Origin of the sequence: Nonomuraea sp. NPDC005501, assembly GCF_040605905.1 — a bacterium.
GTDB lineage: Bacteria > Actinomycetota > Actinomycetes > Streptosporangiales > Streptosporangiaceae > Nonomuraea.
In genome coordinates, this window is sequence record NZ_JBEXDT010000026.1 from 48493 (window position 1) to 74265 (window position 25773).

Annotated in this window: 22 protein-coding genes; 11 read left to right on the forward strand and 11 right to left on the reverse strand. The window is 70.9% G+C overall.

What is annotated here, in order from left to right:
- Positions 1–39: 39 nt before the first annotated feature.
- The gene (locus ABZS51_RS15605) at positions 40–600 is read right to left on the reverse strand and encodes a TOPRIM nucleotidyl transferase/hydrolase domain-containing protein (RefSeq protein ID WP_355440735.1); all 561 of its coding nucleotides are present in this window, start codon (positions 598–600) and stop codon (positions 40–42) included.
- Between the two features lie 172 nt (positions 601–772).
- On the opposite strand from ABZS51_RS15605, the gene ABZS51_RS15610 reads away from it, so the two are divergent.
- Positions 773–2608: a glycoside hydrolase family 15 protein gene (locus ABZS51_RS15610; RefSeq protein ID WP_355440738.1), complete on the forward strand. Its 1836-nt coding sequence runs from the start codon at positions 773–775 to the stop codon at positions 2606–2608.
- Between the two features lie 15 nt (positions 2609–2623).
- Here ABZS51_RS15610 and ABZS51_RS15615 read toward each other — a convergent pair whose 3' ends face one another.
- Positions 2624–3109, reverse strand: a complete 486-nt coding sequence (locus ABZS51_RS15615) for a DUF1707 domain-containing protein (RefSeq protein WP_355440741.1) — start codon at positions 3107–3109, stop codon at positions 2624–2626.
- 55 nt (positions 3110–3164) lie between these two features.
- Positions 3165–3917 carry a PadR family transcriptional regulator gene (locus tag ABZS51_RS15620; protein ID WP_310710980.1) on the reverse strand — a complete coding sequence of 251 codons (753 nt, stop codon included), beginning with the start codon at positions 3915–3917 and terminating at the stop codon, positions 3165–3167.
- Between the two features lie 317 nt (positions 3918–4234).
- Between ABZS51_RS15620 and ABZS51_RS15625 the strand changes: the two genes are divergently transcribed.
- On the forward strand, positions 4235–4963 hold the full coding sequence (locus ABZS51_RS15625) for a metal-dependent hydrolase (protein WP_355440744.1): 729 nt from the start codon (positions 4235–4237) through the stop codon (positions 4961–4963).
- Positions 4964–5276: 313 nt separating this feature from the next.
- Positions 5277–8045: an aconitate hydratase AcnA gene (gene acnA / locus ABZS51_RS15630; RefSeq protein WP_355440746.1), complete on the forward strand. Its 2769-nt coding sequence runs from the start codon at positions 5277–5279 to the stop codon at positions 8043–8045.
- A gap of 50 nt (positions 8046–8095) precedes the next feature.
- On the opposite strand, the gene ABZS51_RS15635 is transcribed toward acnA, so the two are convergent.
- Both ABZS51_RS15635 and ABZS51_RS15640 read right to left on the reverse strand, forming a co-directional pair.
- Positions 8096–8896, reverse strand: coding sequence for an ABC transporter permease (locus tag ABZS51_RS15635; protein WP_355440749.1), 801 nt, complete (start codon positions 8894–8896; stop codon positions 8096–8098).
- Positions 8897–8909: 13 nt separating this feature from the next.
- Positions 8910–9827: an ATP-binding cassette domain-containing protein gene (locus ABZS51_RS15640; RefSeq protein WP_310710984.1), complete on the reverse strand. Its 918-nt coding sequence runs from the start codon at positions 9825–9827 to the stop codon at positions 8910–8912.
- Between the two features lie 68 nt (positions 9828–9895).
- Between ABZS51_RS15640 and ABZS51_RS15645 the strand changes: the two genes are divergently transcribed.
- Positions 9896–10546, forward strand: coding sequence for a TetR/AcrR family transcriptional regulator C-terminal domain-containing protein (locus ABZS51_RS15645; protein WP_355440752.1), 651 nt, complete (start codon positions 9896–9898; stop codon positions 10544–10546).
- A 99-nt stretch (positions 10547–10645) separates the two neighbouring features.
- On the opposite strand, the gene ABZS51_RS15650 is transcribed toward ABZS51_RS15645, so the two are convergent.
- Entirely contained in the window at positions 10646–10942 is a 297-nt protein-coding gene (locus ABZS51_RS15650; protein WP_355440794.1) for a type II toxin-antitoxin system PemK/MazF family toxin, read from the reverse strand.
- A gap of 133 nt (positions 10943–11075) precedes the next feature.
- Between ABZS51_RS15650 and ABZS51_RS15655 the strand changes: the two genes are divergently transcribed.
- The 5 genes from ABZS51_RS15655 to ABZS51_RS15675 all read left to right on the forward strand — a co-directional run bounded on the left by ABZS51_RS15655 (position 11076) and on the right by ABZS51_RS15675 (position 16430).
- Positions 11076–11765: a sulfite exporter TauE/SafE family protein gene (locus ABZS51_RS15655; RefSeq protein WP_355440755.1), complete on the forward strand. Its 690-nt coding sequence runs from the start codon at positions 11076–11078 to the stop codon at positions 11763–11765.
- Positions 11766–11968: 203 nt separating this feature from the next.
- Positions 11969–13081, forward strand: coding sequence for a substrate-binding domain-containing protein (locus ABZS51_RS15660; RefSeq protein WP_310710990.1), 1113 nt, complete (start codon positions 11969–11971; stop codon positions 13079–13081).
- 60 nt (positions 13082–13141) lie between these two features.
- A complete protein-coding gene (locus ABZS51_RS15665; RefSeq protein ID WP_355440759.1) occupies positions 13142–13903 on the forward strand; it encodes an ATP-binding cassette domain-containing protein in 762 nt (253 codons plus the stop codon).
- Positions 13903–15165: an ABC transporter permease gene (locus ABZS51_RS15670; RefSeq protein WP_310710992.1), complete on the forward strand. Its 1263-nt coding sequence runs from the start codon at positions 13903–13905 to the stop codon at positions 15163–15165. The genes ABZS51_RS15665 and ABZS51_RS15670 overlap by 1 nt, the downstream gene beginning before the upstream one ends.
- 35 nt (positions 15166–15200) lie before the next feature.
- Positions 15201–16430: an ROK family transcriptional regulator gene (locus ABZS51_RS15675; RefSeq protein WP_355440762.1), complete on the forward strand. Its 1230-nt coding sequence runs from the start codon at positions 15201–15203 to the stop codon at positions 16428–16430.
- Positions 16431–16454: 24 nt separating this feature from the next.
- Here ABZS51_RS15675 and ABZS51_RS15680 read toward each other — a convergent pair whose 3' ends face one another.
- Together ABZS51_RS15680 and ABZS51_RS15685 are read right to left on the reverse strand one after the other, a co-directional pair.
- Positions 16455–17276: a neutral zinc metallopeptidase gene (locus ABZS51_RS15680; RefSeq protein WP_355440765.1), complete on the reverse strand. Its 822-nt coding sequence runs from the start codon at positions 17274–17276 to the stop codon at positions 16455–16457.
- Positions 17277–17400: 124 nt separating this feature from the next.
- A complete protein-coding gene (locus tag ABZS51_RS15685; RefSeq protein WP_355440768.1) occupies positions 17401–18261 on the reverse strand; it encodes a neutral zinc metallopeptidase in 861 nt (286 codons plus the stop codon).
- 146 nt (positions 18262–18407) lie between these two features.
- On the opposite strand from ABZS51_RS15685, the gene dxs reads away from it, so the two are divergent.
- Positions 18408–20288, forward strand: a complete 1881-nt coding sequence (dxs, locus tag ABZS51_RS15690; protein ID WP_355440797.1) for a 1-deoxy-D-xylulose-5-phosphate synthase — start codon at positions 18408–18410, stop codon at positions 20286–20288.
- Between the two features lie 74 nt (positions 20289–20362).
- The gene (locus tag ABZS51_RS15695) at positions 20363–21826 is read left to right on the forward strand and encodes an amino acid permease (RefSeq protein ID WP_355440771.1); all 1464 of its coding nucleotides are present in this window, start codon (positions 20363–20365) and stop codon (positions 21824–21826) included.
- Positions 21827–21888: 62 nt separating this feature from the next.
- Here ABZS51_RS15695 and ABZS51_RS15700 read toward each other — a convergent pair whose 3' ends face one another.
- The 3 genes from ABZS51_RS15700 to ABZS51_RS15710 form a co-directional block, all read right to left on the reverse strand.
- Positions 21889–22266, reverse strand: a complete 378-nt coding sequence (locus ABZS51_RS15700; RefSeq protein WP_355440774.1) for an SSI family serine proteinase inhibitor — start codon at positions 22264–22266, stop codon at positions 21889–21891.
- A gap of 238 nt (positions 22267–22504) precedes the next feature.
- Positions 22505–24598 (reverse strand): 3-hydroxyacyl-CoA dehydrogenase NAD-binding domain-containing protein, encoded by a 2094-nt coding sequence (locus ABZS51_RS15705; RefSeq protein WP_355440777.1) that lies wholly within the window; start codon positions 24596–24598, stop codon positions 22505–22507.
- Positions 24595–25758 (reverse strand): thiolase family protein, encoded by a 1164-nt coding sequence (locus ABZS51_RS15710; protein ID WP_310711014.1) that lies wholly within the window; start codon positions 25756–25758, stop codon positions 24595–24597. The genes ABZS51_RS15705 and ABZS51_RS15710 overlap by 4 nt, the downstream gene beginning before the upstream one ends.
- Between the last annotated feature and the right edge of the window lie 15 nt (positions 25759–25773).

Genomic DNA, 25773 nt, shown 5'->3' on the forward strand with positions numbered 1-25773 from the left:
AGGCCGGCCAGGTCGGGCAGCACCCGGTGAGCGGCTGCCTCACAGGTGGGCGAGCAACATCTCCAGCGGTCGCGGCACGCGATCGGGATCGAGTGCCGCGACGAGCGGGCCGGCGTAGCGGATCTTGCGGCCACTGCCTGATCCCATGAACCGGCGAAGCTGGTCGTGAGTGGTTCTCCCACGCCATGCGGGTTGCATCTGGAGCGTCCGAAATGAGCTGAGGTCGCCCTCGGCATCGACGACGCGCTCGACCGTGTCGGTGCCGAGCGCGCGGATCAGCTCGTCTTCCAGGTCGGCGACGCACACGAAGAATCCGAGCGCCTCCAGATCGCTCTGGCTGAGATCGGAGCCGAGGCCGGCGCGCTCGAGAGCCCTCCGGTAGTCGCCTTCCTCCCCGACGTCGCACAGACCGGCCAGCCGGAGATCGCGGCCGTGAGGGCCGAACCTGCCGACATACGTCCCGATGTTCGTGGCACCGCCCATCGCGACAAGGGAGACGCCTTCGGCCGCCAGGTTCCGGCCATGGCGCTCGGCCAACGCTTCGATGGCCGACTTGTCGCTGTCGCCCTCGACCAGGACCACGGTCTGCGTGTCGCTCACGAGCCCAGCCTGGCACCGAATCTGGCGAGGTTCATCCCCTTTTATGCGCGGAAGGCCGCCTGCCGCAGCGCCGCGGGGGGTGTTCGGACGAACCGGGCGGCCGGTGACGGCCCGTGACGGGCGGCGTAGCACCATGGACAGGGGACAGCCGACGTCCGGGGAGGTCGCCGCGATGGCCGTGACATTCGATCACCAGGGCCCGTCCAGGGCCTCCCGCTACCTGCCCATCGCCGAGCACGGCCTGATCGGCGACCTGCGGACCGTCGCCCTGGTCGGCACCGACGGCACCATCGACTGGTACTGCTGCCCGTCCTTCGACTCGCCCAGCGTCTTCGCCTCCATCCTGGACGCGGACCGGGGCGGGGCGTTCGAGCTGTGCGCCACCGTCCCCGCGCGGACCAAGCAGTTCTACTTCCCCGACACGAACGTGCTGATCACCCGCTTCTTCACCGGGGACGGGGTGGGCGAGATCCAGGACTTCATGCCGATGACCGGCGGTGAGACGGAGGCCGACCGGCACCGTCTGATCCGCCGCGTCCTCTGCGTACGCGGGCAGATCCCCTTCCGGGCGCGGGTGGCGCCCCGGTTCGGCTACGGCGCCGAGCCGCACGACTTGACCCGGCGCGACGGCCTCGTCGTTTTCTCCTCCGCCGCCCTGTCGCTCGCGCTGACCGCCACGGTCCCCGTCGAGTGCGACGAACGCGACGCGCACGCCGACTTCACGCTGCAGGAGGGCGAGTCCGCGGTGTTCGCGCTGGACCGGGTCCGCACCGACGTGTCGCCGCGCGGCTGCCCGCACGAGGAGGCGGAGCACGAGTTCAACGCCACGGTACGGTTCTGGCGGCGCTGGCTGTCCGCCTCGCGCTACCGCGGCCGCTGGCGGGAGATGGTGCACCGCTCGGCGCTCACCCTCAAGCTCCTCACGTACGCGCCCACGGGGGCGATCGTCGCCGCGCCCACGACCAGCCTGCCCGAGCAGCTCGGCGGCGAGCGCAACTGGGACTACCGCTACCTGTGGGTACGCGACGCCGCCTTCGCCGTCTACGCGCTGCTGCGGCTGGGCTTCACCGGCGAGGCTGAGGCGTTCATGAGCTTCCTCACCCACCGCGTCTGCCGCCGCGAGGACGGCCCGTCCGGGCCCCTCCAGATCATGTACGGCATCGACGGCCGCACCGAGCTGCCCGAACGCGAGCTGACCCACCTGGAGGGGTACCAGGGCTCGGCCCCCGTCCGGGTCGGCAACGCCGCCGCCGACCAGCTCCAGCTCGACATCTACGGCGCGCTCATCGACTCGATCTACCTCTACGACAAGTGGGGCCAGCCGATCTCCAGCGACCACTGGGACGACGTCTGCGCCCTGGTGGACTGGGTGTGCGCCCACTGGAACCAGCCGGACGAGGGCGTCTGGGAGACCCGCGGCGGGCGCAAGAACTTCCTGTACTCACGGCTGATGTGCTGGGTGGCGATCGAGCGGGCCATGCGGATGGCCCGCCGCCGCGGCCTGCCCGCCGACATCCCGCGCTGGCGCGACACCCGCGACATGATCTACCGGGAGCTCATGCGGCGCGGCTGGTCGCCCGGGCGGGGCGCGTTCGTGCAGCACGAGGACGACGACGTCCTCGACGCCGCCGTCCTGATGATGCCGATGGTCAAGTTCATCTCGCCCACGGACCCGAAGTGGCTGTCCACCCTCGACGCGCTCACCGCCGACCTGGTGTCGGACTCCCTCGTCTACCGCTACGACCCGGAGGCCAGCCCCGACGGGCTGCGGGGGGAGGAGGGCACGTTCTCGATCTGCTCGTTCTGGTACGTCGAGGCACTCGTACGGGCGGGCCGCGTGGAGGAGGCCCGGCTGGCCTTCGAGAAGATGCTCACCTACGCCAACCACGTGGGCCTGTACGCCGAGGAGATCGGCCAGAACGGCGAGCAGCAGGGCAACTTCCCCCAGGCCTTCACCCACCTGGCCCTGATCAGCGCCGCCTTCAACCTGGACCGCGCCCTCGGCTGACTCCAGGACCACGGGTCACTGGCGGTTGTTGCGGCGGTGGATCAGGGAGAAGACCATGCCGACGATCCACACCACGAACAGGACCTTGAACACGCCCCACCCGCCGAAGATCATGCCCAGGATGAGGAACACCGCCAGCACCGGCAGGAACGGTTTCGGGCCGTGGCGGCGGCCCTGGTGGCGCATGTCACGGTAGGCGCGGCGCATGTCGCGGTGGGCGTGGCGCCCCTGCTCCATCTGCTGCCGGTGGGCGTGCATCGCCGCCTTCCAGTCGTCCATGCCCGGGATCGGCGTCGCGGGCGGGCCGGGGTGGACGGCGGGGGAGCCGGGCAGGTCGGCCGTGACCTGCGCCAGGTCGCCGGCGGTGCGCGCGGCCAGCGCCCGGTCGAGGCGCTCGTCGAGCTCCTCGTGGTCCAGGCGGCCCTGCGCGAAGTGCTCGCGCAGGGCGGCCATCGTCTGCTCGCGTTCGGCGTCGCCGATGCGGAGATCCTTGGGGTCCATGGGAGGGGCCTCCCTCTCTCCGAGCCGGCTGTCCGTTGCGAAGCCGGTCATGCGGTCACTCCTCGCCCGGGTCGCCGTCGGCCAGGATCTGGTAGAGCTTGCGCCGGGTCTCTACCAGAGTCTTACGCGCTTCGCGGATCTGTGCGTCGGTTCCGGTCTGGAGAACCTGAACCATCGCGAAAGCGGACTGCCGGGCGATGTCCCACAGATCGGCCGCATTGTCGTCGATGTCGGGGCGCATCTCGTCCCACGGGGTGCGGACCTCGTCGCCGTGGGCGTCGATGTACGCGCGGCCCTCGTCGGTCAGGCGGAAGGTCTTGCGGCCCTCGTTCTCCTCGGCGACGACCAGGCCCTCATCGGTGAGCTGCTGCAGCGCCGGGTAGACCGCGCCGGGGCTGGGCTTCCAGCCGCCCTCGCTGCGCTCGGCGATCTCCTGGATGATCTGGTAGCCGTTGCGCGGCTCCTCGGAGAGCAGGGCCAGGATCGCGGCGCGCACGTCGCCCCGCTTGGCCTTGCGGCCCCGGCCGCCCCAGCCGCGGTGGCCGCCGAACGGCCCACCGGGACCGAACGGCCCGCCAGGACCGAACGGGCCGCCCGGACCCCAGGGGCCCCGTCCGAACTCGGGCGGGAACGGACGCCGGGCGCGCGACCTCTCCTCGTGCGGATGGTGGTGATCGTGGTGGCGGCGGTGTCCCGCCTCCTCCCAGGCTCCTGCCGTGGCCCTGAGGGCTCTGACGGCCTCGCGGGCCGCCCGCTTGAACTCACGCGCGTCGGGCCACTGCCCGCCGGCTGCATGTGCTGTGGTCATGATATTTCCTCCTCTGAGATACCTCGCGACTGTTCGCGATGCTTCAACGATATATCGGAAGTATGTCGTCTGCAACGCTCCCGGCGGAGTGAGACACATCACGAAAAAGTCGCGGAATTCGGGAACAGGATCCGGAACGGGGTCGTTGTTCAGTGCAGACGAGGTCGTTCCGCGTCGGCAGGGCTGGGGGGTGCTGTCGCCGTGGAGACGACCTCGTCTGCGTTTCCGGACTGGTTCGTGGACGTATGACGTACGGGTACGGGACCGTTCCCGTACGGCACGCTCACCTGTCGTCGCTTTGCCGTACAGTCCGGATCATGATGGGGCACACGCACGCGATGACGGGGGCCATCGCATGGCTGGGGCTGGCGCCGGGGCTCGCGGCGCTGCCGATGGTGACGGAGTCGTCCCGGTTCATCGAGACCGGGATCATGGCCAACGCGCTGACCCCGGCGGAGCTCATCGCCGGCGCGCTCGTCTGCGCGGGCGCCGCGATGCTGCCCGACCTCGACCATCCCAGCGCGACGATCGCGCAGACGTTCGGCCCCGTGACGTGGCTGCTGAGCAAGGCGGTCTGCTGGGCGAGCGGCGGGCACCGGGGCGCCACGCACTCGCTGGTGTTCGCGGTCGCGCTCGGGTTCGGGGCGCACTGGCTGGCCGGCGCCTACCCGATCGGGCGCGACATCATGGTGGTGCTGCTCGTCGGGCTCGCCTTACGCGCCATCGGCATCGGCATCCCCGGTAACAAGCTCGGCTCGGCGCTGGTCAACATCGGTCTCACCGCCGGCCTGTACGCCGTCTTCCTCTCCCAGGGCGTCGGGTACGCGTGGCTCGGCATGGCCGTGGCCCTCGGCTGCCTGATCCACGTGGTGGGCGACTGCATGACCGAGCGTGGCTGCCCGGTGCTCTGGCCGATGTCGGTGAAGTTCGTGCTGCCGTGGAAGATCGGCATCAAGACCGGCAAGAAGTTCGAGCAGAAGATCCTCGCGCCCGTGCTGTCGGTCGCCATCATCGCCCTGCTGTTCCTGCGCCTCGCGCCCGTGTAGCCCGCCCGATTCCCCTCGCGGCCATGCCGGAGTCCCCGTGCGGCCCGCCCGGAGTCCCCGTGTGATCAGGCCGGACGCCTCTCCTCGGCCTCCACTCTCTCCGTTTAACTTGATGTCGAGATACTTTTCGCGATATCTTGACGTCGAGACACCGCTGCAACCGCCGGTTAGGGTCACCTAACGTGCTGATCAGTCCCGGGGTGCGGCAGGATTCAACTGGGAGCGAATCCGGCATAGCGCGCGGAATGCCGCGGGCAGGCAGCCGCGAGCGTCCCCACGATCACGCACTGGTCTATGGAGGAGGCGAATCACCGTGTCCGCGAACAGCTTCGGCAGCCGTGACACGCTACGCGTCGGCGACGCGTCGTATGAGATTTTCCGGCTGGACGCCGTCGAGGGCGCTGCCCGCCTCCCGTACAGCCTGAAGATCCTCCTGGAGAACCTGCTCCGCACCGAGGACGGCGCCAACATCACCGCCGACCACATCCGGGCGCTCGGCGAGTGGGACCCGAGCGCGGCCCCCAGCGTCGAGATCCAGTTCACCCCCGGCCGCGTCATCATGCAGGACTTCACCGGCGTTCCGTGCGTCGTCGACCTGGCCACCATGCGCGAGGCCGTGCGCGACCTCGGCGGCGACGCGGCCCGCATCAACCCGCTGGCCCCCGCCGAGATGGTCATCGACCACTCGGTCATCGTCGACTACTTCGGCCACCCCGACGCCTTCCGGCGTAACGTCGAGCGGGAGTACGAGCGCAACCGCGAGCGCTACCAGTTCCTGCGCTGGGGCCAGACCGCCTTCGACGAGTTCAAGGTCGTCCCGCCCGGCACCGGCATCGTGCACCAGGTCAACATCGAGCACCTGGCCCGCGTGGTCATGACCCGCGACGGCAAGGCGTACCCCGACACCTGCGTCGGCACCGACTCCCACACCACGATGGAGAACGGGATCGGCGTCCTCGGCTGGGGCGTCGGCGGCATCGAGGCCGAGGCCGCGATGCTCGGCCAGCCGATCTCCATGCTGATCCCGCGCGTGGTCGGCTTCAAGCTGAGCGGCAAGCTGCCGGCCGGCGCCACCGCCACCGACCTGGTGCTGACCATCACCGAGATGCTGCGCAAGCACGGCGTGGTCGGCAAGTTCGTCGAGTTCTACGGCGAGGGCGTCTCGTCCGTGCCGCTGGCCGACCGGGCCACGATCGGCAACATGAGCCCCGAGTTCGGCTCCACCTGCGCGATCTTCCCGATCGACGGCCAGACCGTCGACTACCTGCGCCTCACCGGCCGCTCCGAGGAGCAGATCGCCCTCGTCGAGGCGTACGCCAAGGCGCAGGGCCTGTGGCTGGACCCGTCCGCCGACGAGCCGGTCTTCTCCGAGTACCTGGAGCTCGACCTCGGCACGGTCGTCCCGTCGATCGCCGGCCCGAAGCGCCCGCAGGACCGCATCGCGCTCTCCGAGGCGAAGAGCGCCTGGCGCGCGGCCGTCAAGGACTACGCGCCGAGCGTCCTCGGCCCCGCGGACGAGGCGTCCGACGAGTCGTTCCCGGCCTCGGACTCGCCCGCGATCAGCCACGACGGCGACGGCGACCAGCCGCACGCCGCCGCGCTCAACGGCTCCCGCCCGCACAAGAAGGTGCCGGTGACCCTGGCCGACGGCACCTCGTTCGAGATCGACCACGGCATCGTCGCCATCGCCGCGATCACCTCGTGCACCAACACCTCCAACCCGTACGTCATGCTCGGCGCCGCCCTGCTGGCCCGCAACGCGGTGGAGAAGGGCCTGACCCGCAAGCCGTGGGTCAAGACCTCGCTGGCGCCCGGCTCGCAGGTCGTCACCGGCTACTTCGAGCGCTCGGGCCTCCAGCCGTACCTCGACAAGATCGGCTTCAACCTCGTCGGCTACGGCTGCACCACCTGCATCGGCAACTCGGGCCCGCTGCCCGAGGAGATCTCCGAGGCGGTCCAGGCCAACGACCTCGCGGTCACCGCCGTGCTGTCCGGCAACCGCAACTTCGAGGGCCGCATCAACCCCGACGTCAAGATGAACTACCTGGCCTCGCCGCCGCTCGTCGTGGCGTACGCGCTGGCCGGGACCATGGACATCGACCTCGACAACGAGCCGCTCGGCACGGGCGCCGACGGGCAGCCGGTGTTCCTGCGCGACATCTGGCCGTCGCCGGAGGAGATCTCGGCCGTCGTCACCTCCTCGATCGGCCGCGACATGTTCGAGCGCGACTACGCCGACGTGTTCAAGGGCGACGACCACTGGCGGTCGCTGCCGATCCCCACCGGCGACACGTTCGAGTGGGACCCGTCGTCCACGTACGTCCGCAAGGCCCCGTACTTCGACGGCATGCCGGAGAAGCCCGAGCCCGTCACCGACATCGCCGGCGCCCGGGTGCTGGTCAAGGTGGGCGACTCGGTCACCACCGACCACATCTCGCCGGCCGGCTCCATCAAGGCCGGCACCCCGGCCGCGCAGTACCTCCAGGCCAACGGGGTCGAGGTCAAGGACTTCAACTCGTACGGCTCGCGGCGCGGCAACCACGAGGTGATGATCCGCGGCACGTTCGCCAACATCCGCCTGCGCAACCAGATCGCGCCGGGCACCGAGGGCGGCTACACCCGCGACTTCACCCAGGCCGACGCCCCGGTGTCGTTCATCTACGACGCCTCCGTCAACTACGCCGCCGCCGGCACGCCGCTCGTGGTGCTGGCCGGCAAGGAGTACGGCTCGGGCTCCTCGCGCGACTGGGCGGCCAAGGGCACGGCGCTGCTCGGCGTCCGCGCCGTCATCGCCGAGTCGTACGAGCGCATCCACCGCTCCAACCTCATCGGCATGGGGGTGCTCCCGCTGCAGTTCCCCGAGGGCGCCACGGCCGAGTCGCTGGGGCTGACGGGCGAGGAGACGTTCGACATCACCGGTGTGGAGGAGCTCAACAAGGGCGGCATCCCGCGGACCGTGCACGTGAAGGCCGGTGACGTCGAGTTCGACGCGGTGGTCCGCATCGACACGCCGGGCGAGGCCGACTACTACCGGCACGGCGGCATCATGCAGTACGTGCTGCGCTCGCTGCTCGCCAAGTAACGCGCGTCGAGGACGCCGCCCCCGCGATCCGGGGGCGGCGTCCTCGCATGTCAGCGGTCCATGGTGCGGTAGCGGTGCACGGCCAGCGGCAGGAACACCACGAGGATCCCCACCGACCAGACCAGGCTCGCGGTCACCGGATGCTGCAGCGGCCAGGCCGGGGAGACCGAGGTGGGGTTGCCGAAGAGGCCGCGGGTGGCGGCGACGACGGCGCTCATGGGGTTCCAGTCGGCGACGGGCTTGAGCCAGACCGGCAGCCCCTCGGTGGGGACGAACGTGTTGGCCAGGAACGTCATCGGGAACAGCCAGCCGAACGTGGCCGCGTCCGCCTGCGCGCCGCTCTTGATCCACAAGCCGATGTACGTGCCCACCCAGATCATCGCGAACCCGAACAACGCCAGCAGCCCGAACGCCGCCACCGTGTCTCCGAGGCTCCCGTGCGCCCGCCATCCGGCGATCAGCACTCCGGCCAGCACCATGGCGGCCAGCGACAGCAGGTGCATCGACAGGTCGGCCACGCTGCGCCCGACGAGCACGGCGCTGCGGGCGATGGGCTGGGCACGGAACCTGTCGATGATCCCGCGCGCCATGTCCTCGCCCACGGTGGTGGCGGCCGAGGTCGCGGTCATGGCCATGACCTGCATGAAGATGCCGGGCATGAGGAAGCTCCGATAGTCGCCCCCGCCGGGCAGGACGATCGCGCTGCCGAAGACGTAACCGAACAGCACCGTCATGATCACGGGGAACACCAGGAACGCGACGATCTCGCCCGGCTGGGCCTTCAACCGCGAGTAGGTGCGGCCCGCGATGGTGAGGGAGTCGAGCAGGGACCAGCGCAGGGTCTCGTACATCGATGGGCTCCTTTCAGGCCGTCAGGCGGAGGAAGACCTCGTCGAGGGTGGGCCGCCGCAGCGTCAGGTCCTCCACGGGGATGCCGGCCGCGTCCAGCGCGCCGGCGATGCGGATGAGCGACTGCGCGCCGTCGGCCGCGGGAACGGTCACCCGCCGACCCTCGGCGCTCTCGACCTCCGGTGTCCCGGTGCTCCGCAGCAGCCGCAGCCCCGTGTCGACGTCTCCGGGTCGCCGGAAGACGATCTGCACCCGGTCGCCGCCGATCGTCCGCTTCAGCTCTTCGGGCGAGCCCGCGGCGGCCACGGCGCCCTCCCTGAGCACCACGACCTGGTCCGCCAGCTGGTCGGCCTCGTCCAGGTACTGGGTGGTCAGCAGGAGCGTGGTGCCCTCCTTGACGAGGTCGCGCAGCAGCTCCCACAGCTGCATCCGGCTGCGCGGGTCGAGCCCGGTGGTGGGCTCGTCCATGAACAGCACCGGCGGTGACACGATCAGGCTCGCGGCCAGGTCGAGCCGCCGCCGCATGCCCCCGGAGTACTCCTTGACCGGCCGCCGCGCCGCCTCCGCCAGTCCGAACCGTTCCAGCAGCTCGTCGGCCCTGCGCCGCGCCTGCGCCCGGGACAGGTGGTAGAGCCGCGCGAACATCTCCAGGTTGCGCCGGCCGGTGAGCAGCTCGTCCACGGCGGCGTGCTGGCCGGCCAGGCCGATGCGGAAGCGCAGGCGCGCCGCGTCGCGCACCACGTCGAGCCCGTCCACCTCGGCGCGGCCGCCGCCGGGACGCAGCAGCGTGGTGAGGATGCGCACGACCGTGGTCTTGCCCGCGCCGTTCGGCCCGAGCAGGCCGCACACCGTGCCCCGTTCGACGTGCAGGTCGATGCCCTTGAGTGCCTCCTGGTCCCCGTACCGCTTGCGCAAGCCCTCCACCCGGATCATCCGAGCCTCCTTAACGGCGTTAAATCTAACATCGTTAAGGATGCTTGAACAGCGTTAAGCTGTCAACCGTGGCACTGGAGAAGAACACCATCGTCGCGACCGCGCTGCGGCTGCTCGACGAGGGCGGGCTCGACAAGCTCACGCTGCGGCGGCTGGCCGGCGAGCTGGGCGTGCAGGCCCCCGCCCTCTACTGGCACTTCCGGAACAAGCAGGAACTGCTGGACGCCATGGCGGCGCAGATGGTGAGTGAGCAGCCCGCGCTGCCCGTGTTCACCGACCCGGCGCGGTGGCGGGAGTGGGTCGCCGACCGCGCCCGGGGCGACCGCGCGATGCTCAACTCCCGCCGCGACGGTGCCCGGCTGGCCGCGGGGACCCGGCCGTCGCCCGAGCTGTTCGCGCTGGTCGAGCGGGCGGTGGCGGCGCTGGAGTCGGCCGGGTTCACGGCGGAGGACGCCATGCTGGGGCTGTCCTCGGTCAGCGGGTACGTCGCCGGCTTCGTACTGGAGGAGCAGGCCGACCGGGCGCGGGACGACGCCGAGGGGCCGCCCGACGAGGAGGAGCTCGCCCGGGCGTACCCACGCCTGATGGCGGCCCTGGAGCGGATCGGCGACCCCCAGGGCGACCGGGCCTTCGAGGGCGGGCTCGCGCTCATCCTCGACGGGCTGGAACGGCGGCTGGCCTCCCGCGGCTCCGCGGGCGTCCCGGGACCGGCCGAGTGAAACCTGTCGAAGGCGTGCCGGTCCCTCGGATCGGCCCCGCCTCTGGAAAGATGGGAGACCGCCACCCGGCGAAGCTCGAATTCGCCGGGTGGCGGTTGTCTAGAGCATGTCGGCGATCCAGCCAGTGACCTCGTGCAAGACGTCGCCGGACACGATGCCGATCCTCTTGGTGAAGCGCAGAGGCGAGACACTGCGCACCTGCTCGGCCATGGCCCAGCTGGGTTTTTCCAGGCCGGTGCCGTCGCAACCGATGGGGATGTGGTTGTCCCATCCTCGCTCGGTGGTGGTCAGCGGAACGATGATCTTGACTGGGATGGCCGCGTACGATGCGGGGGGAGGGTGACGGGGGGCCTTTAGGGGCTCATCACGTTTCCCGAGTCGCCCTGTGCTCGTCATCAGCAACGACGACTGCGTCTACGTGAGACCATACCTGCACGCAGTCACTGTCGTCACACGAAGGGTCACCATGGGTAAGGATGATTGACTCTCGCTCATGACTCCTACGGCATTGGTCCTGATTCTTGGTGGTTTGGCGGTTTTTGTTGGGGCGGTCGTCCAGGGCGGTGTGGGCTTCGGTCTCGGGCTGGTGGCCGCGCCCGTGCTCACCATGCTCGACCCCGGCGTGATGCCCGGGGCGATGCAGGTGGCGAACATGACGCTGCCGCTGCTGACCCTGGCCGCCGAGTGGCGGAGGGTGGACTGGCGTGGCCTCGGCTTCGCCGTCCTGGGCAGGCTGCCGGGCAGCGTGGTCGGCGCGGTGATCGTGGTCCAGGTGTCCGTCCATACGCTGGGCGTTTTCGTCGGGGTGATGGTGCTGGTGGCGGTCGGCCTGACGGCGAGCGCGCTCGCCGTCCCGCGCAACGGCGCGACGATCGCCGGGGCGGGGTTCCTCTCGGGCGTCACCGGCACCGCCACCGGCATCGGCGGCCCGCCGATCGCGCTGGTCTACCAGCACGCCAAGGGGCCGCAGATCCGCGCGACCCTGGCCATGTTCTTCTTCCTGAGCGCCGGCCAGTCGCTGGTCCTGCTCGCCGTGGTGGACCGGCTGCCCTCGCGCGCCCTGGTGACGGGCGCCGCGCTGCTCGTGCCGATGGCGCTGGGGTTCGCGGTGTCGGGGCCGCTGCGGCGCTACCTCGACGGCGGCAAGGTCCGGACCGCGGTCCTGGCCGTGGCCGCCACGTCGGCGGCGGCACTGATCGCCCAGAGCCTCGCCACCTGACCTCTCGCTGGAAAGCGCTTGCGCGCGGCCGCAGCGTGAACGGCAGGTGGCCGGCAGGGCCGCCCGTGTTGAGGGGGCGTTTCTGGATTGTTACCGGGAACAACAAACTCCCCCTTCTGGGGGTCTTCCAAAGCAGGCTACGGCGGAATACGTTGCCGCAAACAACATTCATCCGGGCCCCTCCGGAAGAAAGGACCCTGCACATGCGCAAGGGGATCCTCAGCACGACCGCCGCGGCCGCCGCGCTCGCCCTCGGTCTCACCGCCTGCGGGGGCGACGGCGGTCAGAGCACGACCGGCGCCACGGCACAGGCATCACCACAGCAGAAGACCGGGAAGATCGGTGTGATCCTGCCCGACAGCAAGTCCTCGGCCCGCTGGGAGACGGCGGACCGCAAGTACCTGGAGGAGGCGTTCAAGGCCGCCGGGGTGCAGTACGACATCCAGAACGCCCAGAACGACAAGACCGCCTTCCAGACCATCGCCGACCAGATGATGACCAACGGCGCCACCGTGCTGATGATCGTCAACCTGGACAGCGGAACCGGCAAGACGGTGATCGACAAGGCCCGCTCGCAGGGCGTGGTCACCATCGACTACGACCGGCTCACCCTGGGCGGAGGCGCCGCCTACTACGTCAGTTTCGACAACACCAAGGTCGGCCAGCTCCAGGGCGAGGGCCTGAGCAAGTGCCTGACCGACAAGAAGGCCGACAAGCCGATCGTGGCCTACCTCAACGGCTCGCCGACCGACAACAACGCCACCCTGTTCAAGGCCGGCTACGACGGCGTGCTCAAGCCCAAGTTCGACTCCGGCGAGTACGTCAAGGGCCCGGAGCAGTCCGTCCCCGACTGGGACAACACCCAGGCCGGCACGCTGTTCGAGCAGATGCTCACCACACAGCCGAAGATCGCCGGCGTGCTGGCCGCCAACGACGGCCTCGGCAACGCCGCCATCACCGTGCTGAAGAAGAACAAGCTCAACGGCAAGGTGCCGGTCACCGGCCAGGACGCCACCGTCCAGGGCCTGCAGAACATCCTCGTGGGCGACCAGTGCATGACCGTCTACAAGGCGGTCAAGAAGGAGGCCGACGCCGCCTCCAAGCTCGCGGTCGCGCTGGCCAAGGGCGAGAAGCCGGCGGCGAGCGGCAGCGTCAAGGACCCCGAGTCCGGCCAGGACGTGCCGGCCGAGCTGATGGAGCCGGTGGCCATCACGTTCGACACGGTCAAGGACGTGGTCGCCGACGGCTACGTCACCAAGGAGGAGCTGTGCACGGGTGACTTCGCCGCCAAGTGCACCGAGGCAGGAATCCAGTAACGAAGCTCATCCGGGGCGCGGCCGGCGCCGCCCGGCCGCGCCCCTGCCCGAGGGAGACCCATGACCCCCCTGCTCGAAGCGCGCGGGATCGACAAGAGCTTCGGCCCCGTGAAGGTCCTGCACGACGTGACGTTCTCCGCCTACGCCGGCGAGGTGACCGCCCTCGTCGGCGACAACGGCGCCGGCAAGTCGACGCTGGTCAAGTGCATCGGCGGCATCCACCCCATCGACAACGGCGAGCTGCTCTTCGACGGGCGTCCCGTCCAGGTGAACGGCCCGCGCGACGCCGGCGAGCTCGGCATCGAGATCGTCTACCAGGACCTGGCGCTCTGCGACAACCTGGACATCGTCCAGAACATGTTCCTCGGCCGGGAGCGCCGCCGCGGCATCGTGCTGGACGAGGACTCCATGGAGGAGCTCGCCGAGCAGACCCTGAGCAGCCTGTCCGTCCGCACGGTCAAGTCCATCCGCCAGCAGGTCTCCAGCCTGTCCGGCGGCCAGCGCCAGACCGTCGCCATCGCCAAGGCCGTGCTGTGGGACAGCAAGGTCGTCATCCTCGACGAGCCGACCGCGGCGCTGGGCGTCGCCCAGACCGCGCAGGTGCTGGAGCTGGTGCGCCGGCTCGCCGACAACGGCCTGGCCGTCGTCCTCATCTCGCACAACATGAACGACGTCTTCGCCGTCTCCGACCGGATCGCGGCGCTCTACCTCGGCAGGATGGCCGCCCAGGTCAGGACCGCCGACGTGACGCACGCCCAGGTCGTCGAACTGATCACTTCGGGCCGCAGCGGAGATCTCGGCCTCAGGAACGGGGTCATCTGATGAGCAAGGTCAAGGAGCTTCCCGGCGAGGCGGTGGTGACGGCGGTGCGCTCGCCGTCGATCGGCCACAGCGCCCGCGCCTACACCGAGAGGGTGCGGGCCGGCGACATGGGCGCGCTGCCCGCCGTCCTCGGGCTGGTGGTGCTGTGCACGGCCTTCGCCCTGGCCCGGCCCGCGTTCCTCAGCGCCATCAACTTCGCCAACCTCTTCACCCAGGGCGCGGCGATCACCGTGATCGCCATGGGCCTGGTGTTCGTGCTGCTCATCGGCGAGATCGACCTGTCGGCCGGCTTCAGCAGCGGCGTCTGCGCGGCCGTCCTCGCGGTCACGCTGACCAACATGGGGCTGCCCTGGTACGTCGGCGTGCTCGCCGCGATCGTCACCGGCACGGTCATCGGCACCGTGCTCGGCACGCTCGTCGCCAAGGTCGGCATCCCGTCGTTCGTGGTGACGCTGGCCGCCTTCCTCGCCTTCCAGGGGCTCGTGCTGGTCCTGGTCAACGAGGGCACGAACATCTCCATCAACGACCCCGTCATCAAGGCCGTCGCGCAGCGCAACCTGCCGCCCGCGCTGGGCTGGGCGCTGTACGCGGCCTCCGTCCTCGCCTACGCCGGGTTGCAGGTGCTGCGGTCGCGCAAGCGGGCCGCGCGCGGACTGGTGGCCGATCCGCCGTCGCTCATCGCCGCCCGGGTCGGCGCCCTGGCCGTCCTCGCCGGCCTGGCCGTGTACGCGCTGAACCTGGAGCGCAGCTTCAACCCGGCGTTCGCCTCGCTCAAGGGCGTGCCGATCGTCGTGCCGGTCATCCTCGCGCTGCTGGTGCTGTGGACGTTCGTGCTGCGGCGCACCGCGTTCGGCCGGCACGTGTACGCGGTCGGCGGCAACGCCGAGGCGGCGCGCCGGGCGGGCATCGCGGTCGACCGGATCCGGGTGAGCGCGTTCGTGATCTGCTCCTCGATGGCGGCCGTCGGCGGCATCGTGGCCGCCTCCCGGGCCAGCTCCGTGGACCCGAACACGGGCGGCAGCTCCGTGCTGCTGTACGCGGTGGGCGCGGCGGTGATCGGCGGCACGAGCCTGTTCGGCGGCAAGGGCCGGGTGCTGGACGCGGTGCTGGGCGGCGCGGTCATCGCGGTCATCGACAACGGCATGGCCCTCATGCAGTACGGCTCCAGCGTCAAGTACCTGGTCACCGGCTTCGTCCTGCTGCTGGCGGCGGGTGTGGATGCCGTGGCGCGCAAGCGGGCGGCCGCCGCTGGTCTAAGGTGATCAGCGACTTTCCGTCGTTCAAGGATGCTCAGACGATGCGTGCCGGCCCCTCACAGGAGGACATCAGGCGTCACAACCTCGGCGCCCTGCTGCGCCATGTCCACCTCGGGGGGCCGATCTCGCGGGCCGAGCTGACCGCCAAGATGGGGCTGAACCGCAGCACCATCATGGCCCTGACCTCCGATCTCACGGCCGCCGGCCTGGTGCGCGAGGAACTGCCGCGCGAGACCGGGCGCGCGGGCCGTCCCTCGCTGGTGGTGCGGCCGGAGTCGTCGCGGGTGTACGTGTTCGCCTTCGACGTGGGCCCGGACCGGCTGGCGGCGGCCCGGGTCGGGCTGGGCGGCGCGATCCTGGACCGCCGGGAGACGTCGCGGCGCCGCGTGCCGTTCGACCTGGACGAGCTGGCCGGGGCGCTGGCGGGCTTCGCGCGGCAGATGCGGCGCAAGACACGCGCGGACACCGTGTGCGTCGGCGCCGCCGCGGCCGTGTCCGGAGGCGTGCGCAGGGACGACGGAGTGATCATGTTCGGCCCGAACCTGGGGGCCGAGGCGGTGCCCTTCGGTGAGGAGCTGGGCCGCCGGCTGGGCCTGGGGCTGCCGGTGAGCGTGGGCAACGACGCCAACCTGGCGGCGCTGGCCGAGCACAGCCGCGGCGTGGCCGTCGCCGTGCGCGACCTCATCTACCTGCACGGGGACGTCGGCATCGGCGGCGGCATCATCACGGGCGGCCACCTGCTGGGCGGCCACGACGGCTACGGCGGCGAGGTCGGCCACATGGTGGTCAACCCGGGCGGCCGGCCGTGCGGCTGCGGGTCGCGCGGCTGCCTGGAGGCCGAGGTGGGGGAGCGGGCCCTGCTGGAGGCCGCCGGGCGTGGTCCTGAGCCGGCGCCGGTGGGGGAGGCCGTGGGCCGTCAGGGGCGCGAGGCGGTGCGGGCCGTGGTGGACGCGGCCGACCGGGGCGACATCGTGGCGCAGGAGGCGCTCAAGCGGGTGGGCGACTGGCTGGGCCTGGGCGTCGCCAACCTCGTCAACATCTTCAACCCCGAGATGGTCATCTTCGGGGGCATGCTGCGTGAGGTGTATTTGGGCTCGGCGGCCCAGGTGCGCAGCCGGCTCGCGACGCACGCGATGGGCCCGCAGCGGGAGCGGCTACGGCTGCGCACCTCGGCCCTGGCCGACGACGCGACGCTCGTGGGCGCGGCCGAGCTGGCCTTCGCCCACGTGCTGGCCGATCCCCTGGAGGTCCTGGCCCGCGTGACCGGCTGAGACCGTCCAAGGGGACCGGGACCGTCAGGAGACGCGGGCGGACGACGCCGTCCAGGTGTTGCAGGAGCCGGCCGAGCCGCTGGAGTAGCCGCGGTCCTGCCAGTAGGCGAGGTTGCGCGGCTTGCCGTGGACCTTGCTCTCCTCGGCCTCGCGGACGGCGCCGATCCACTGGTCCCACGTGATGCCGGGGTCGACGGAGTCGAGGGCGGCGCTGTAGAAGACGCCGGCGAAGCACTCGGCCTGCATCTCCAGCCGGTGGCTGAGGACGGTGCGGGCGCTGCCGCCGGATCGCCAGTAGAGGCGGTTCTGCTCGTCGAGCATGCCGGTGAGCTGCTGCACGTGGTGGCCCCACTCGTGGGCGACGGAGTGGGCGATGTTCATCTTGAACGGGTCGGTGAGGTCCCGCTTCATGATGCGGATGGCGACGGTGCGCTGGGCGGGGCAGTACTGGGCGCCGTTGCTGCTGATCCTGCCGCAGACCGAGGAGCTGCCCGTGGTGATCGTCACCCTCGGCGAGGTGTAGCGCAGGCCGGCGGCCTTGAACCGGATGGCCCAGAAGCGGTCCGCGCAGCGGGCCATCGCGCGGTGGAACGTCTTGAGCGAGGCGGCGCTCCCCTCACGGATCTCCGGGATGGGGCAGGACAGCGGCGCGGCGGTGCCGGAGCGGTAGATCCGGTTCTCGGCCAGGACGGCGGGGGGAACCGCGGCCGCGTGGGGAACGCCGGAGGCGGCCTGTGCCGCCGTGGAGGCCGCTGCGGAGGCCGCCGCGGTCTGCGCGCCGGCCGTACCGGGCGTGATCAGACCCGCGATCACGCAGACCGACGCTGCGACAAGGGGAATACGCACGATCGCGGATACTAGACCAGTTGATGGTGATTTGGTGGGCTGTCTGGGGAAAGGCCGGAAACGCGAGACGCGGCCGCGCCCCGAAGGACGCGACCGCGCCGGTGAATACCGTGAACGGGGGTCGCTAGGCGACCGCGCGGGACGAGGCTGCCCAGGTGTTGCAGGAGCCCGGGGAGGCCGAGCCGTAGCCGCGGTTCATCCAGTACGCCTGCGACGAGCCCCTGCCGTGGTCGTTCTGCGGCCAGGCCTTGCCGCCGTTCTTGCGGAACCAGTCGACCGTGTAGTCCCACTCCGACGGGTCGATCGGGAGCGTGTCCTCGATCGTCCGCATGAAGACGGAGGAGAAGCACTCGGCCTGCAGCTCGGAGCGGCGCGAGAGCTGCAGCTGACCCGCCTTGGAGGCGCGGGCGCGGGCCGGCCAGTAGTAGTTCCAGATGCCGGAGATCTGCTGCACGTGGTGCCCGTACTCGTGCGCCATGAGGCGGGTGATGCCCAGCGCGAACGGGTCACGCAGCTGCGTCTTGGTCACGAGCATGTACATCGTGCGGTCGACGGAGCAGTAGACGCCGTCGGCGCCGGTGCTCCACGGGCCGCAGGGCGTGCGCAGCTTGCGGGTGATGATGCGCAGACGCGGCTTGCTGAACGACAGCTTCGCCTTGCGGAACTGGGTCGACCACGACGCGTTCAGGCAGTTCGTCACCTTGGTGAGGAACCGCTTGTAGGCGGCGGTGCTGCCCTTGGGCAGGCTGCCGGGGGAGCAGTGCGAGTCCGCGAGCGTCCCGGTCTTGTACAGGGGGTTGGCGGTGGCGGCCGCCTTGCCGCGCGGCGGCGCGGCGAGCTGCAGGGCCTGCTGGCCGGAGTTCTGGACCTGCTGCTGGGCCTGCTGTCCGGCGGTGTTGACGGGGTCGGTCTGTGCTGCCGCCGTGCCCGCGCCGACCAGCGAGGCGAGCACGCCGGTGGCCACGAGAGTCGTCAGCTTCCTCATGGGGAGAGTCTTCATAGTGAGGGAAAGACTAGGTCAAGATCGGACATATGTGGGTGGAATTGACTCGATGGAGTCAGCGAGGCATCCACGAACTAGACTTCAAGCCGTTGGCGCACAGGAGCAGAGGGGATGCATCCGTGAGCGGGTTGCTGGGCTCGGTTGAGGGACCGCACGACGTCAAACGGCTCGATGCCGAGGAGCTGCCGGGACTGGCGAACGAGATCCGCGACCTGCTCGTCGACTGCTGCTCCCGCTTCGGCGGGCACCTCGGCCCCAACCTGGGTGTGGTGGAGCTCACCATCGCGATCCACCGGGTGTTCGACTCACCCCGCGACCCGGTCATCTGGGACACCGGCCACCAGGCGTACGTCCACAAGCTGCTCACCGGCCGGGCCGCCGGCTTCGGCGCGCTGAAGCAGGAGGGCGGCCTGTCCGGCTACCCGAGCCAGGCCGAGTCCGAGCACGACTTCGTCGAGAACTCCCACGCCTCCACCGCCCTGTCCTACGCCGACGGCCTGGCCAAGGCGTTCAAGCTGCGCGGCGAGCGCGACCGCACGGCCGTCGCCGTGATCGGCGACGGCGCGCTCACCGGAGGCATGGCCTGGGAGGCGCTCAACAACATCGCCGCGGTCAAGGACCTGCCGCTCGTCATCGTCGTCAACGACAACGGCCGCTCCTACTCGCCGACCATCGGCGGGCTCGCCTCCCACCTGTCCAAACTGCGGGTCACGCGCCGCTACGAGGACTTCCTCGAGTACGTCAAGGAGAAGATCGGCAACGTCCCGGTCCTGTACGACGCGCTGCACGGCTTCAAGAAGGGCGTCAAGGACATCCTGGCTCCGCAGGTCATGTTCGAGGACCTCGGCCTGAAGTACGTCGGCCCCATCGACGGCCACGACGAGCAGGCCATGGAGGCCGCCCTGCGCACCGCCCGCGACTTCCGCGGCCCGGTCATCGTGCACGCCCTCACCCAGAAGGGCCGCGGCTACTCCCCGGCCGAGAACCACGACGAGGACCAGTTCCACTCGCCCGGCGCCTTCGACCGGGTGACCGGCGCGGAGAAGCCCAAGGGCCGCATCTGGACCGACGTCTTCAGCGAGGAGCTGGTCCGGCTCGGCAAGGACCGGGAGGACATCGTCGCGATCACCGCCGCCATGCTGCACCCGACCGGCCTGGCCGCCTTCGCCGACGCCTTCCCCGACCGCACCTACGACGTCGGCATCGCCGAGCAGCACGCGCTGACCAGCGCGGCCGGCCTGGCGCTCGGCGGCCTGCACCCGGTCGTCGCCGTCTACGCCACCTTCCTCAACCGCGCCTTCGACCAGCTCCTCATGGACGTCGCCCTGCACCGGCTGCCGGTCACGGTGGTCCTCGACCGGGCGGGCGTCACCGGCGACGACGGCGCCAGCCACAACGGCATGTGGGACCTGTCGATCCTCCAGGTCGTGCCCGGCCTGCGGATCGCCGTGCCGCGCGACGGCGAGCGCCTGGCCGAGCTGCTGCAGGAGGCCGTGTCCGTCACCGACGGTCCCACGGTCGTCCGCTTCCCCAAGGGCCCGGTGGCCGCGCCGATCGAGGCGGCCGGGCGGCTCGGCGCGATGGACGTCCTGCGCGCCGGCGACGCCGACGTGCTGATCGTCGCCGTCGGCCCGATGGCCCAGGCGTGCATGGACGCCGCGGTGCTGCTCGACGCCCAGGGCATCTCGGCGACCGTGGTCGACCCGCGCTGGGTCAAGCCGCTCGACGAGGCCCTCGTGCTCGCGGCGGGCGCCCACCGGCTGGTCGCGGTCGTCGAGGACAACGGCCGCGTCGGCGGCGTCGGCGACGCGGTGGCCCGGCTGCTGCGCGACGCCGACGTGGACGTGCCGGTCCGCACCTTCGGCATCCCGCAGGAGTTCCTCCAGCACGCCAAGCGGGCCACGATCCTCGGCCGCGTCGGGCTCACCGGGCAGGACCTCGCCCGCCGGATCACCGAGGCGGTCGCCCGCCGCGACCAGCCCCTGAGGAGCCCGTCCGCCCAGCGCTGACCTCGGCGGACCTCGGCCGCGTCAGGTGCGCGCGCGGGTGCATGATGCCCGCGCGTGTGGGCAAGGTCACACTCGTGGACGTACTTCGCACGAAAACGGTTGAGCAGTCCATCAGCGACACCGAGGCACCGGAGCATCGGCTGCGCAAGCGCCTGACCGCCGTCGACCTGACCGTCTTCGGCATCGGCGTGATCGTCGGCACCGGTATCTTCGTGCTGACCGGACAGGTGGCCAAGCAGACGGCCGGACCGGCCGTGGCCATCGCCTTCGTCGTCTCCGCGATCGTCTGCGGCCTGGCGGCGCTGTGCTACGCCGAGTTCGCCTCCACGATCCCGGTGGCGGGCTCGGCGTACACCTTCTCCTTCGCCACGCTCGGCGAGCTGCCCGCCTGGATCATCGGCTGGGACCTCATGCTGGAGATGGCGCTGGCGGCCGCGGTGGTGGCGGTCGGCTGGTCGGGCTACTTCGCGTCGCTGCTGTCCTCGATCGGCCTGCCGCTGCCCGCGTCCATCTCCGGCGACGACCCGGTGGTCAACCTGCCGGCCATGATCGTGGTGCTCATCCTCACCGCGATCCTGGTGGCCGGCATCAAGCTCTCCTCGCGGGTCAACCAGGTCATCGTGGCGATCAAGGTCGCGGTGATCCTGCTCGTCATCGTGGCGGGGCTGTTCTTCATCAAGCCGGCGAACTACTCGCCGTTCATCCCGCCGCCGCAGGCCACGGAGCAGGTGGCCGGGCTCAAGGCGCCGCTGATCCAGGTCCTGTTCAACATCACGCCCGTCGCGTACGGCGTGATCGGCATCTTCTCGGCCGCGGCGATCGTCTTCTTCGCCTTCATCGGCTTCGACATCGTCGCCACCGCCGCCGAGGAGACCATCAACCCGCAGCGCGACATGCCGCGCGGCATCATCGGCTCCCTCGCGATCTGCACGGTCCTGTACGTGGCCGTCTCGCTGGTCGTCGTGGGCATGCAGAACTACAAGACGCTCAGCACCTCGGCGCCGCTGGCCGACGCCTTCACCGCGGTCGGCCAGAAATGGGCGGCCGGGCTCATCAGCATCGGCGCGATCGCCGGGCTCACGACCGTGGTGATGATCCTCATGCTCGGCCAGACCCGGGTGCTGTTCGCCATGTGCCGTGACGGGCTGCTGCCGCGCACGCTGGCCAAGGTCCACCCGAGATTCGGCACGCCGGCCCGGCTCACGGTCATCATCGGGATCGTGTCGGCGCTGCTGTCCGGGTTCATCTCGCTGGGGGCCCTGGCCGAGCTGGTCAACATCGGCACGCTGTTCGCGTTCGTGGTGGTGTCGGCCGGCGTGATCATCCTGCGGCGCACGCGGCCCGACCTGCCCAGGGCGTTCCGCACGCCGCTGGTGCCGGTGCTGCCCATCCTGTCGGTGCTGGCCTGCTTCTACCTGATGCTCAACCTGCCGGTCGAGACGTGGCTGCGGTTCCTCATCTGGATGATCGTGGGCGCGTTGCTGTACTTCACCTACGGTTACCGGCACAGCCGGGTCGAGGCGGCCAAGACCCGGTAGGGGCGGGAGACGTGGGGGACGGTCTCCCGGCCCCCACGCGCTTCCCGCCCGTACGCCTGGGCTCAGAAGGCGAACACTCCGTCGCCGGCCGCCTTGGCGCGGCACGGGCTGGAGAAGGTCGAGTGCAGCGTGATGTTGCGGCCCTGCCAGCGCCCCACCACGGCCACCTCGTACGGCTCCGAGATCCACGGGCAGGCGCTGCTGGACCGGCGCAGCGCCGACAGCCGGCCGTCCACGGCCCGGAGCCGGTCACAGGCCACCTGCGGGTTCGGGTGGTCGCCGCCGTCCGGGTCGCAGCGCAGCACGTACGTCTGCGGCTCCTGGCCGGACGCCGTCACGGTGATCCGCAGGGCCGTCCGCCCGTCCTGCGCCGCCATGGCCGGCAGGGCGGCCGCCATCAGGAAGGCCCCGCACAGCGCGGTTACCTTGAGCGATCTCATGCCTGTCCTCTCCGTCGTGGCACGGGCCCGCCCCGGCCGACGACCTGAGTGAGCGTGGGGACCGTTGGGGCTGGTGTGCCTGGTGTGACACCGGTGTAGGTACCCGGCGGTCCCGACGGCGGCGGCCATGGATCGTCCCCGATTCGGCCATGTGATGGACAGGGCGCAGAGCGGCGGCAAAGGACGCAGAAAAGGGGACCCGCGGCGCCACCGCGAGTCCCCTTCCCTCACGCCACGGTCAGGCGGGCACCGAGGCCACGCCCGGCGGCAGGAAGCGGGGCCGCGCGAACCCGGTCCGGTCCAGCAGCGGCGTGGCGCCGCCCAGGTGGAACGGCCAGCCCGCGCCGAGGATCATGCACAGGTCGATGTCCTGCGGGGCCGCCACCACGCCCTCGTCGAGCATGATGCGGATCTCCTCGGCCAGCGCCTCCAGCACGCGCCGCCGTACATCGTCGGCGGTGGACGGCGCGTCGCCGTCCGCGAACAGCGCCACGGCCTCCGGGTCGAGCGAGAAGTCGGGAGCGTACACGCCCGGCTTGCCGGAGGCGACGAGCTTGGCCATGCCCGCCGAGACGCCGAACCGGGCGGGGAACGCCGCGTGCAGAGTCTCGGCCACGTGCAGGCCGACGGCCGGCCCGACGAGCTGGAGCAGCGCGAACGGCGTCATCGGCAGCCCGAGGTCGTCCAGCGCGTGCTCGGCGACCTCCAGCGGCGTGCCCTCGTCCACGGCGGAGATGACCTCGCCCATGAAGCGGGTCAGCAGCCGGTTCACCACGAACGCCGGCGCGTCCTTGACCAGCACCGACGACTTCTTCAGCGTCCTGCCGACCGCGAACGCGGTGGCGAGCGTCGCGTCGTCGGTCGAGGCGCCCCTGACGATCTCCAGGAGCGGCATCACCGCGACGGGGTTGAAGAAGTGGAAGCCGACCAGCCGCTCCGGACGCGCCAGCTCCGCCCCCATCTCGGTCAGCGACAGCGACGAGGTGTTGGTGGCCAGCACGCACTCCGCGCTCACCACGGCCTCGACCTCGGCGAACACCTTCTTCTTGACCGCCATGTCCTCGAAGACGGCCTCGATGACGAAGTCGGCGTCCGCGAACGCGTCCTTGGTCAGCGACCCGCTGACCAGCGCCTTGAGCCGGTTGGCCTGGTCGGCCGACACGCGGCCCTTGGCCAGCAGCTTGTCCACCTCGGCGTGGACGTAGCCGACGCCCTTGTCGAGGCGGCCCTGGTCGAGGTCGGTCAGGACGACCGGCACCTCCAGGCGGCGGGCGAACAGCAGCGCCATCTGCGATGCCATCAGCCCCGCGCCCACCACGCCGACCTTGGTGACCTTCCGCGCCAGCGACTTGTCGGGCGCGCCCGCCGGCCGCTTGGCCCGCCGCTGCACCAGGTCGAAGGCGTACAGGCCGGCGCGCAACTCGTCGCTCATCAGCAGGTCGGCCAGCGCCTCGTCCTCGGCGGCGAACCCCTCGTCACGGGAGGCGGTGCGGGCCCGCGCGACCAGGTCGAGCGCCCGGTACGGGGCGGGGGAGGCGCCGCGCAGCTTCATGTCCACGAGGAACCGCGCGTCCGCGACCGCCTTGTCCCAGTCGTCACCGTCATGCGAGCGACGCTCGACCGCGACCTCGCCGTTGACGACCCGGGCCGCCCAGCGCAACGACTCCTCCAGGAAGTCGGCGGGCTCGAACATGGCGTCCGCGACGCCCAGCTCGTACGCCTGGGCGCCCTTGACCATGCGGTTCTGCGACAGCGGGTTCTCGATGATCAGCTTGATGGCGTTCGCCGGGCCGACCAGGCGCGGCAGGAGCTGCGTCCCGCCCCAGCCCGGCACCAGGCCGAGGAAGCACTCCGGCAGCGCGACGGCCGGGACGCCCGAGGAGATCGTCCGGTAGGTGCAGTGCAGCGCGATCTCCAGGCCGCCGCCCATCGCCGCGCCGTTGACGAAGGCGAACGACGGGATCGCCAGCTCGCCCAGCCGCCGGAACACGTGGTGCCCGAGCGCGCCGATGGCCAGCGCCTCCTCGCGCGAGGCGACCGAGGCGGCGCCCTTGAGGTCGGCGCCGACGGCGAAGATGAACGGCTTGCCGGTCACGCCCACCGCGGCCAGGTCGCTCCGGGCGGCGATCTCCGACAGCGCGCCGTTCAGCGCGAACAGGCCGTGCGGGCCGAACGTGTTGGGCTTGGTGTGGTCGAAGCCGTTGTCCAGCGTGATGAGCGCCATCGTGCCGGCGCCGTAGGGCAGCTCGACGTCGCGGACCAGCGCCCTGGTGACGACCTCGTCAGAGTTGCGCTCGCTCAGCAGCGCCCGCCAGGTGTCGAGATTGCTCATGCCAGGTTCTCCCAGATCACGGTGCCGCCCATGCCCATGCCGACGCACATGGTGGTGATGCCGTAGCGCACGTCCGGGCGCTCGGCGAACTGGCGGGCGAGCTGCGTCATCAGCCGCACGCCCGAGGAGGCCAGCGGGTGGCCGAAGGCGATCGCGCCGCCGTACGGGTTGACGCGGGGGTCGTCGTCGGCGATGCCGAAGTGCTCCAGGAACGCCAGGACCTGCACCGCGAACGCCTCGTTGATCTCGAACAGCCCGATGTCGGAGATCGACAGCCCGGCCAGCCGCAGCGCCCGCTCCGTGGACGGGATCGGGCCCACGCCCATCACCTCGGGGTCCACGCCGGCGAACGCGTACGACACCAGCCGCATCCTGGCCGTCAGCCCGAGCTCCTCGGCGACCTCGCGGGCCGCCACGACGCAGCCGGTGGCGCCGTCGTTGATGCCGGAGGAGTTGCCCGCCGTCACTCGCCCGTGCGGCCGGAACGGCGTCTTCAGCGCGCCCAGGCCCTCCATCGTCGTGCCGGGGCGGGGCGCCTCGTCCTCCACCGCGAGGCCCCAGCCCTTCTCGGCCGTCCGGATCGCGGTCGGCACCAGGTCGGGCTGGATCTTGCCGTCGGCGTACGCCTTGGCCACCTTCTCCTGCGACAGCACCGCGTACGCGTCGGCGCGCTCCTTGCCGATCGTGGGGTAGCGGTCGTGCAGGTTCTCGGCGGTCATGCCCATGACCAGGGCGCTCGGGTCGACGAGCTGCTCCGACAGGAAGCGCGGGTTGGGGTCGACGCCCTCGCCCATCGGGTGGCGGCCCATGTGCTCGACGCCGCCCGCGATGGCGACGTCGTACGCGCCGAACGCGATGCCGCCCGCGACCGTGGTCACCGCGGTCATCGCGCCCGCGCACATGCGGTCGATGGCGTAGCCGGGGACGGACTTCGGCAGCCCGGCCAGCACCGCGGCCGAGCGGCCGATGGTCAGGCCCTGGTCGCCGATCTGGGTGGTCGCGGCGATCGCGACCTCGTCCACGCGCTCCGGCGGCAGGCCCGGGTTGCGCCGGATGAGCTCGCGGATGACGCGGACGACCAGGTCGTCGGCGCGGGTCTCCGCATACAGCCCCTTCGGCCCCGACCGGCCGAAGGGGGTGCGCACGCCGTCGACGAACACGACGTCACGAGAGGA

Bases quoted from the DNA above. Each gene is read 5' to 3' on its own strand.
- ABZS51_RS15610 (WP_355440738.1), top strand. From the start codon at position 773: ATGGCCGTGACATTCGATCACCAGGGCCCGTCCAGGGCCTCCCGCTAC.
- ABZS51_RS15615 (WP_355440741.1), bottom strand. From the start codon at position 3,109: ATGGACCCCAAGGATCTCCGCATCGGCGACGCCGAACGCGAGCAGACG.
- ABZS51_RS15620 (WP_310710980.1), bottom strand. From the start codon at position 3,917: ATGACCACAGCACATGCAGCCGGCGGGCAGTGGCCCGACGCGCGTGAG.
- ABZS51_RS15625 (WP_355440744.1), top strand. From the start codon at position 4,235: ATGATGGGGCACACGCACGCGATGACGGGGGCCATCGCATGGCTGGGG.
- ABZS51_RS15635 (WP_355440749.1), bottom strand. From the start codon at position 8,896: ATGTACGAGACCCTGCGCTGGTCCCTGCTCGACTCCCTCACCATCGCG.
- ABZS51_RS15640 (WP_310710984.1), bottom strand. From the start codon at position 9,827: ATGATCCGGGTGGAGGGCTTGCGCAAGCGGTACGGGGACCAGGAGGCA.
- ABZS51_RS15650 (WP_355440794.1), bottom strand. From the start codon at position 10,942: ATGACGAGCACAGGGCGACTCGGGAAACGTGATGAGCCCCTAAAGGCC.
- ABZS51_RS15660 (WP_310710990.1), top strand. From the start codon at position 11,969: ATGCGCAAGGGGATCCTCAGCACGACCGCCGCGGCCGCCGCGCTCGCC.
- ABZS51_RS15665 (WP_355440759.1), top strand. From the start codon at position 13,142: ATGACCCCCCTGCTCGAAGCGCGCGGGATCGACAAGAGCTTCGGCCCC.
- ABZS51_RS15670 (WP_310710992.1), top strand. From the start codon at position 13,903: ATGAGCAAGGTCAAGGAGCTTCCCGGCGAGGCGGTGGTGACGGCGGTG.
- ABZS51_RS15675 (WP_355440762.1), top strand. From the start codon at position 15,201: ATGCGTGCCGGCCCCTCACAGGAGGACATCAGGCGTCACAACCTCGGC.
- ABZS51_RS15685 (WP_355440768.1), bottom strand. From the start codon at position 18,261: ATGAGGAAGCTGACGACTCTCGTGGCCACCGGCGTGCTCGCCTCGCTG.
- ABZS51_RS15700 (WP_355440774.1), bottom strand. From the start codon at position 22,266: ATGAGATCGCTCAAGGTAACCGCGCTGTGCGGGGCCTTCCTGATGGCG.
- ABZS51_RS15705 (WP_355440777.1), bottom strand. From the start codon at position 24,598: ATGAGCAATCTCGACACCTGGCGGGCGCTGCTGAGCGAGCGCAACTCT.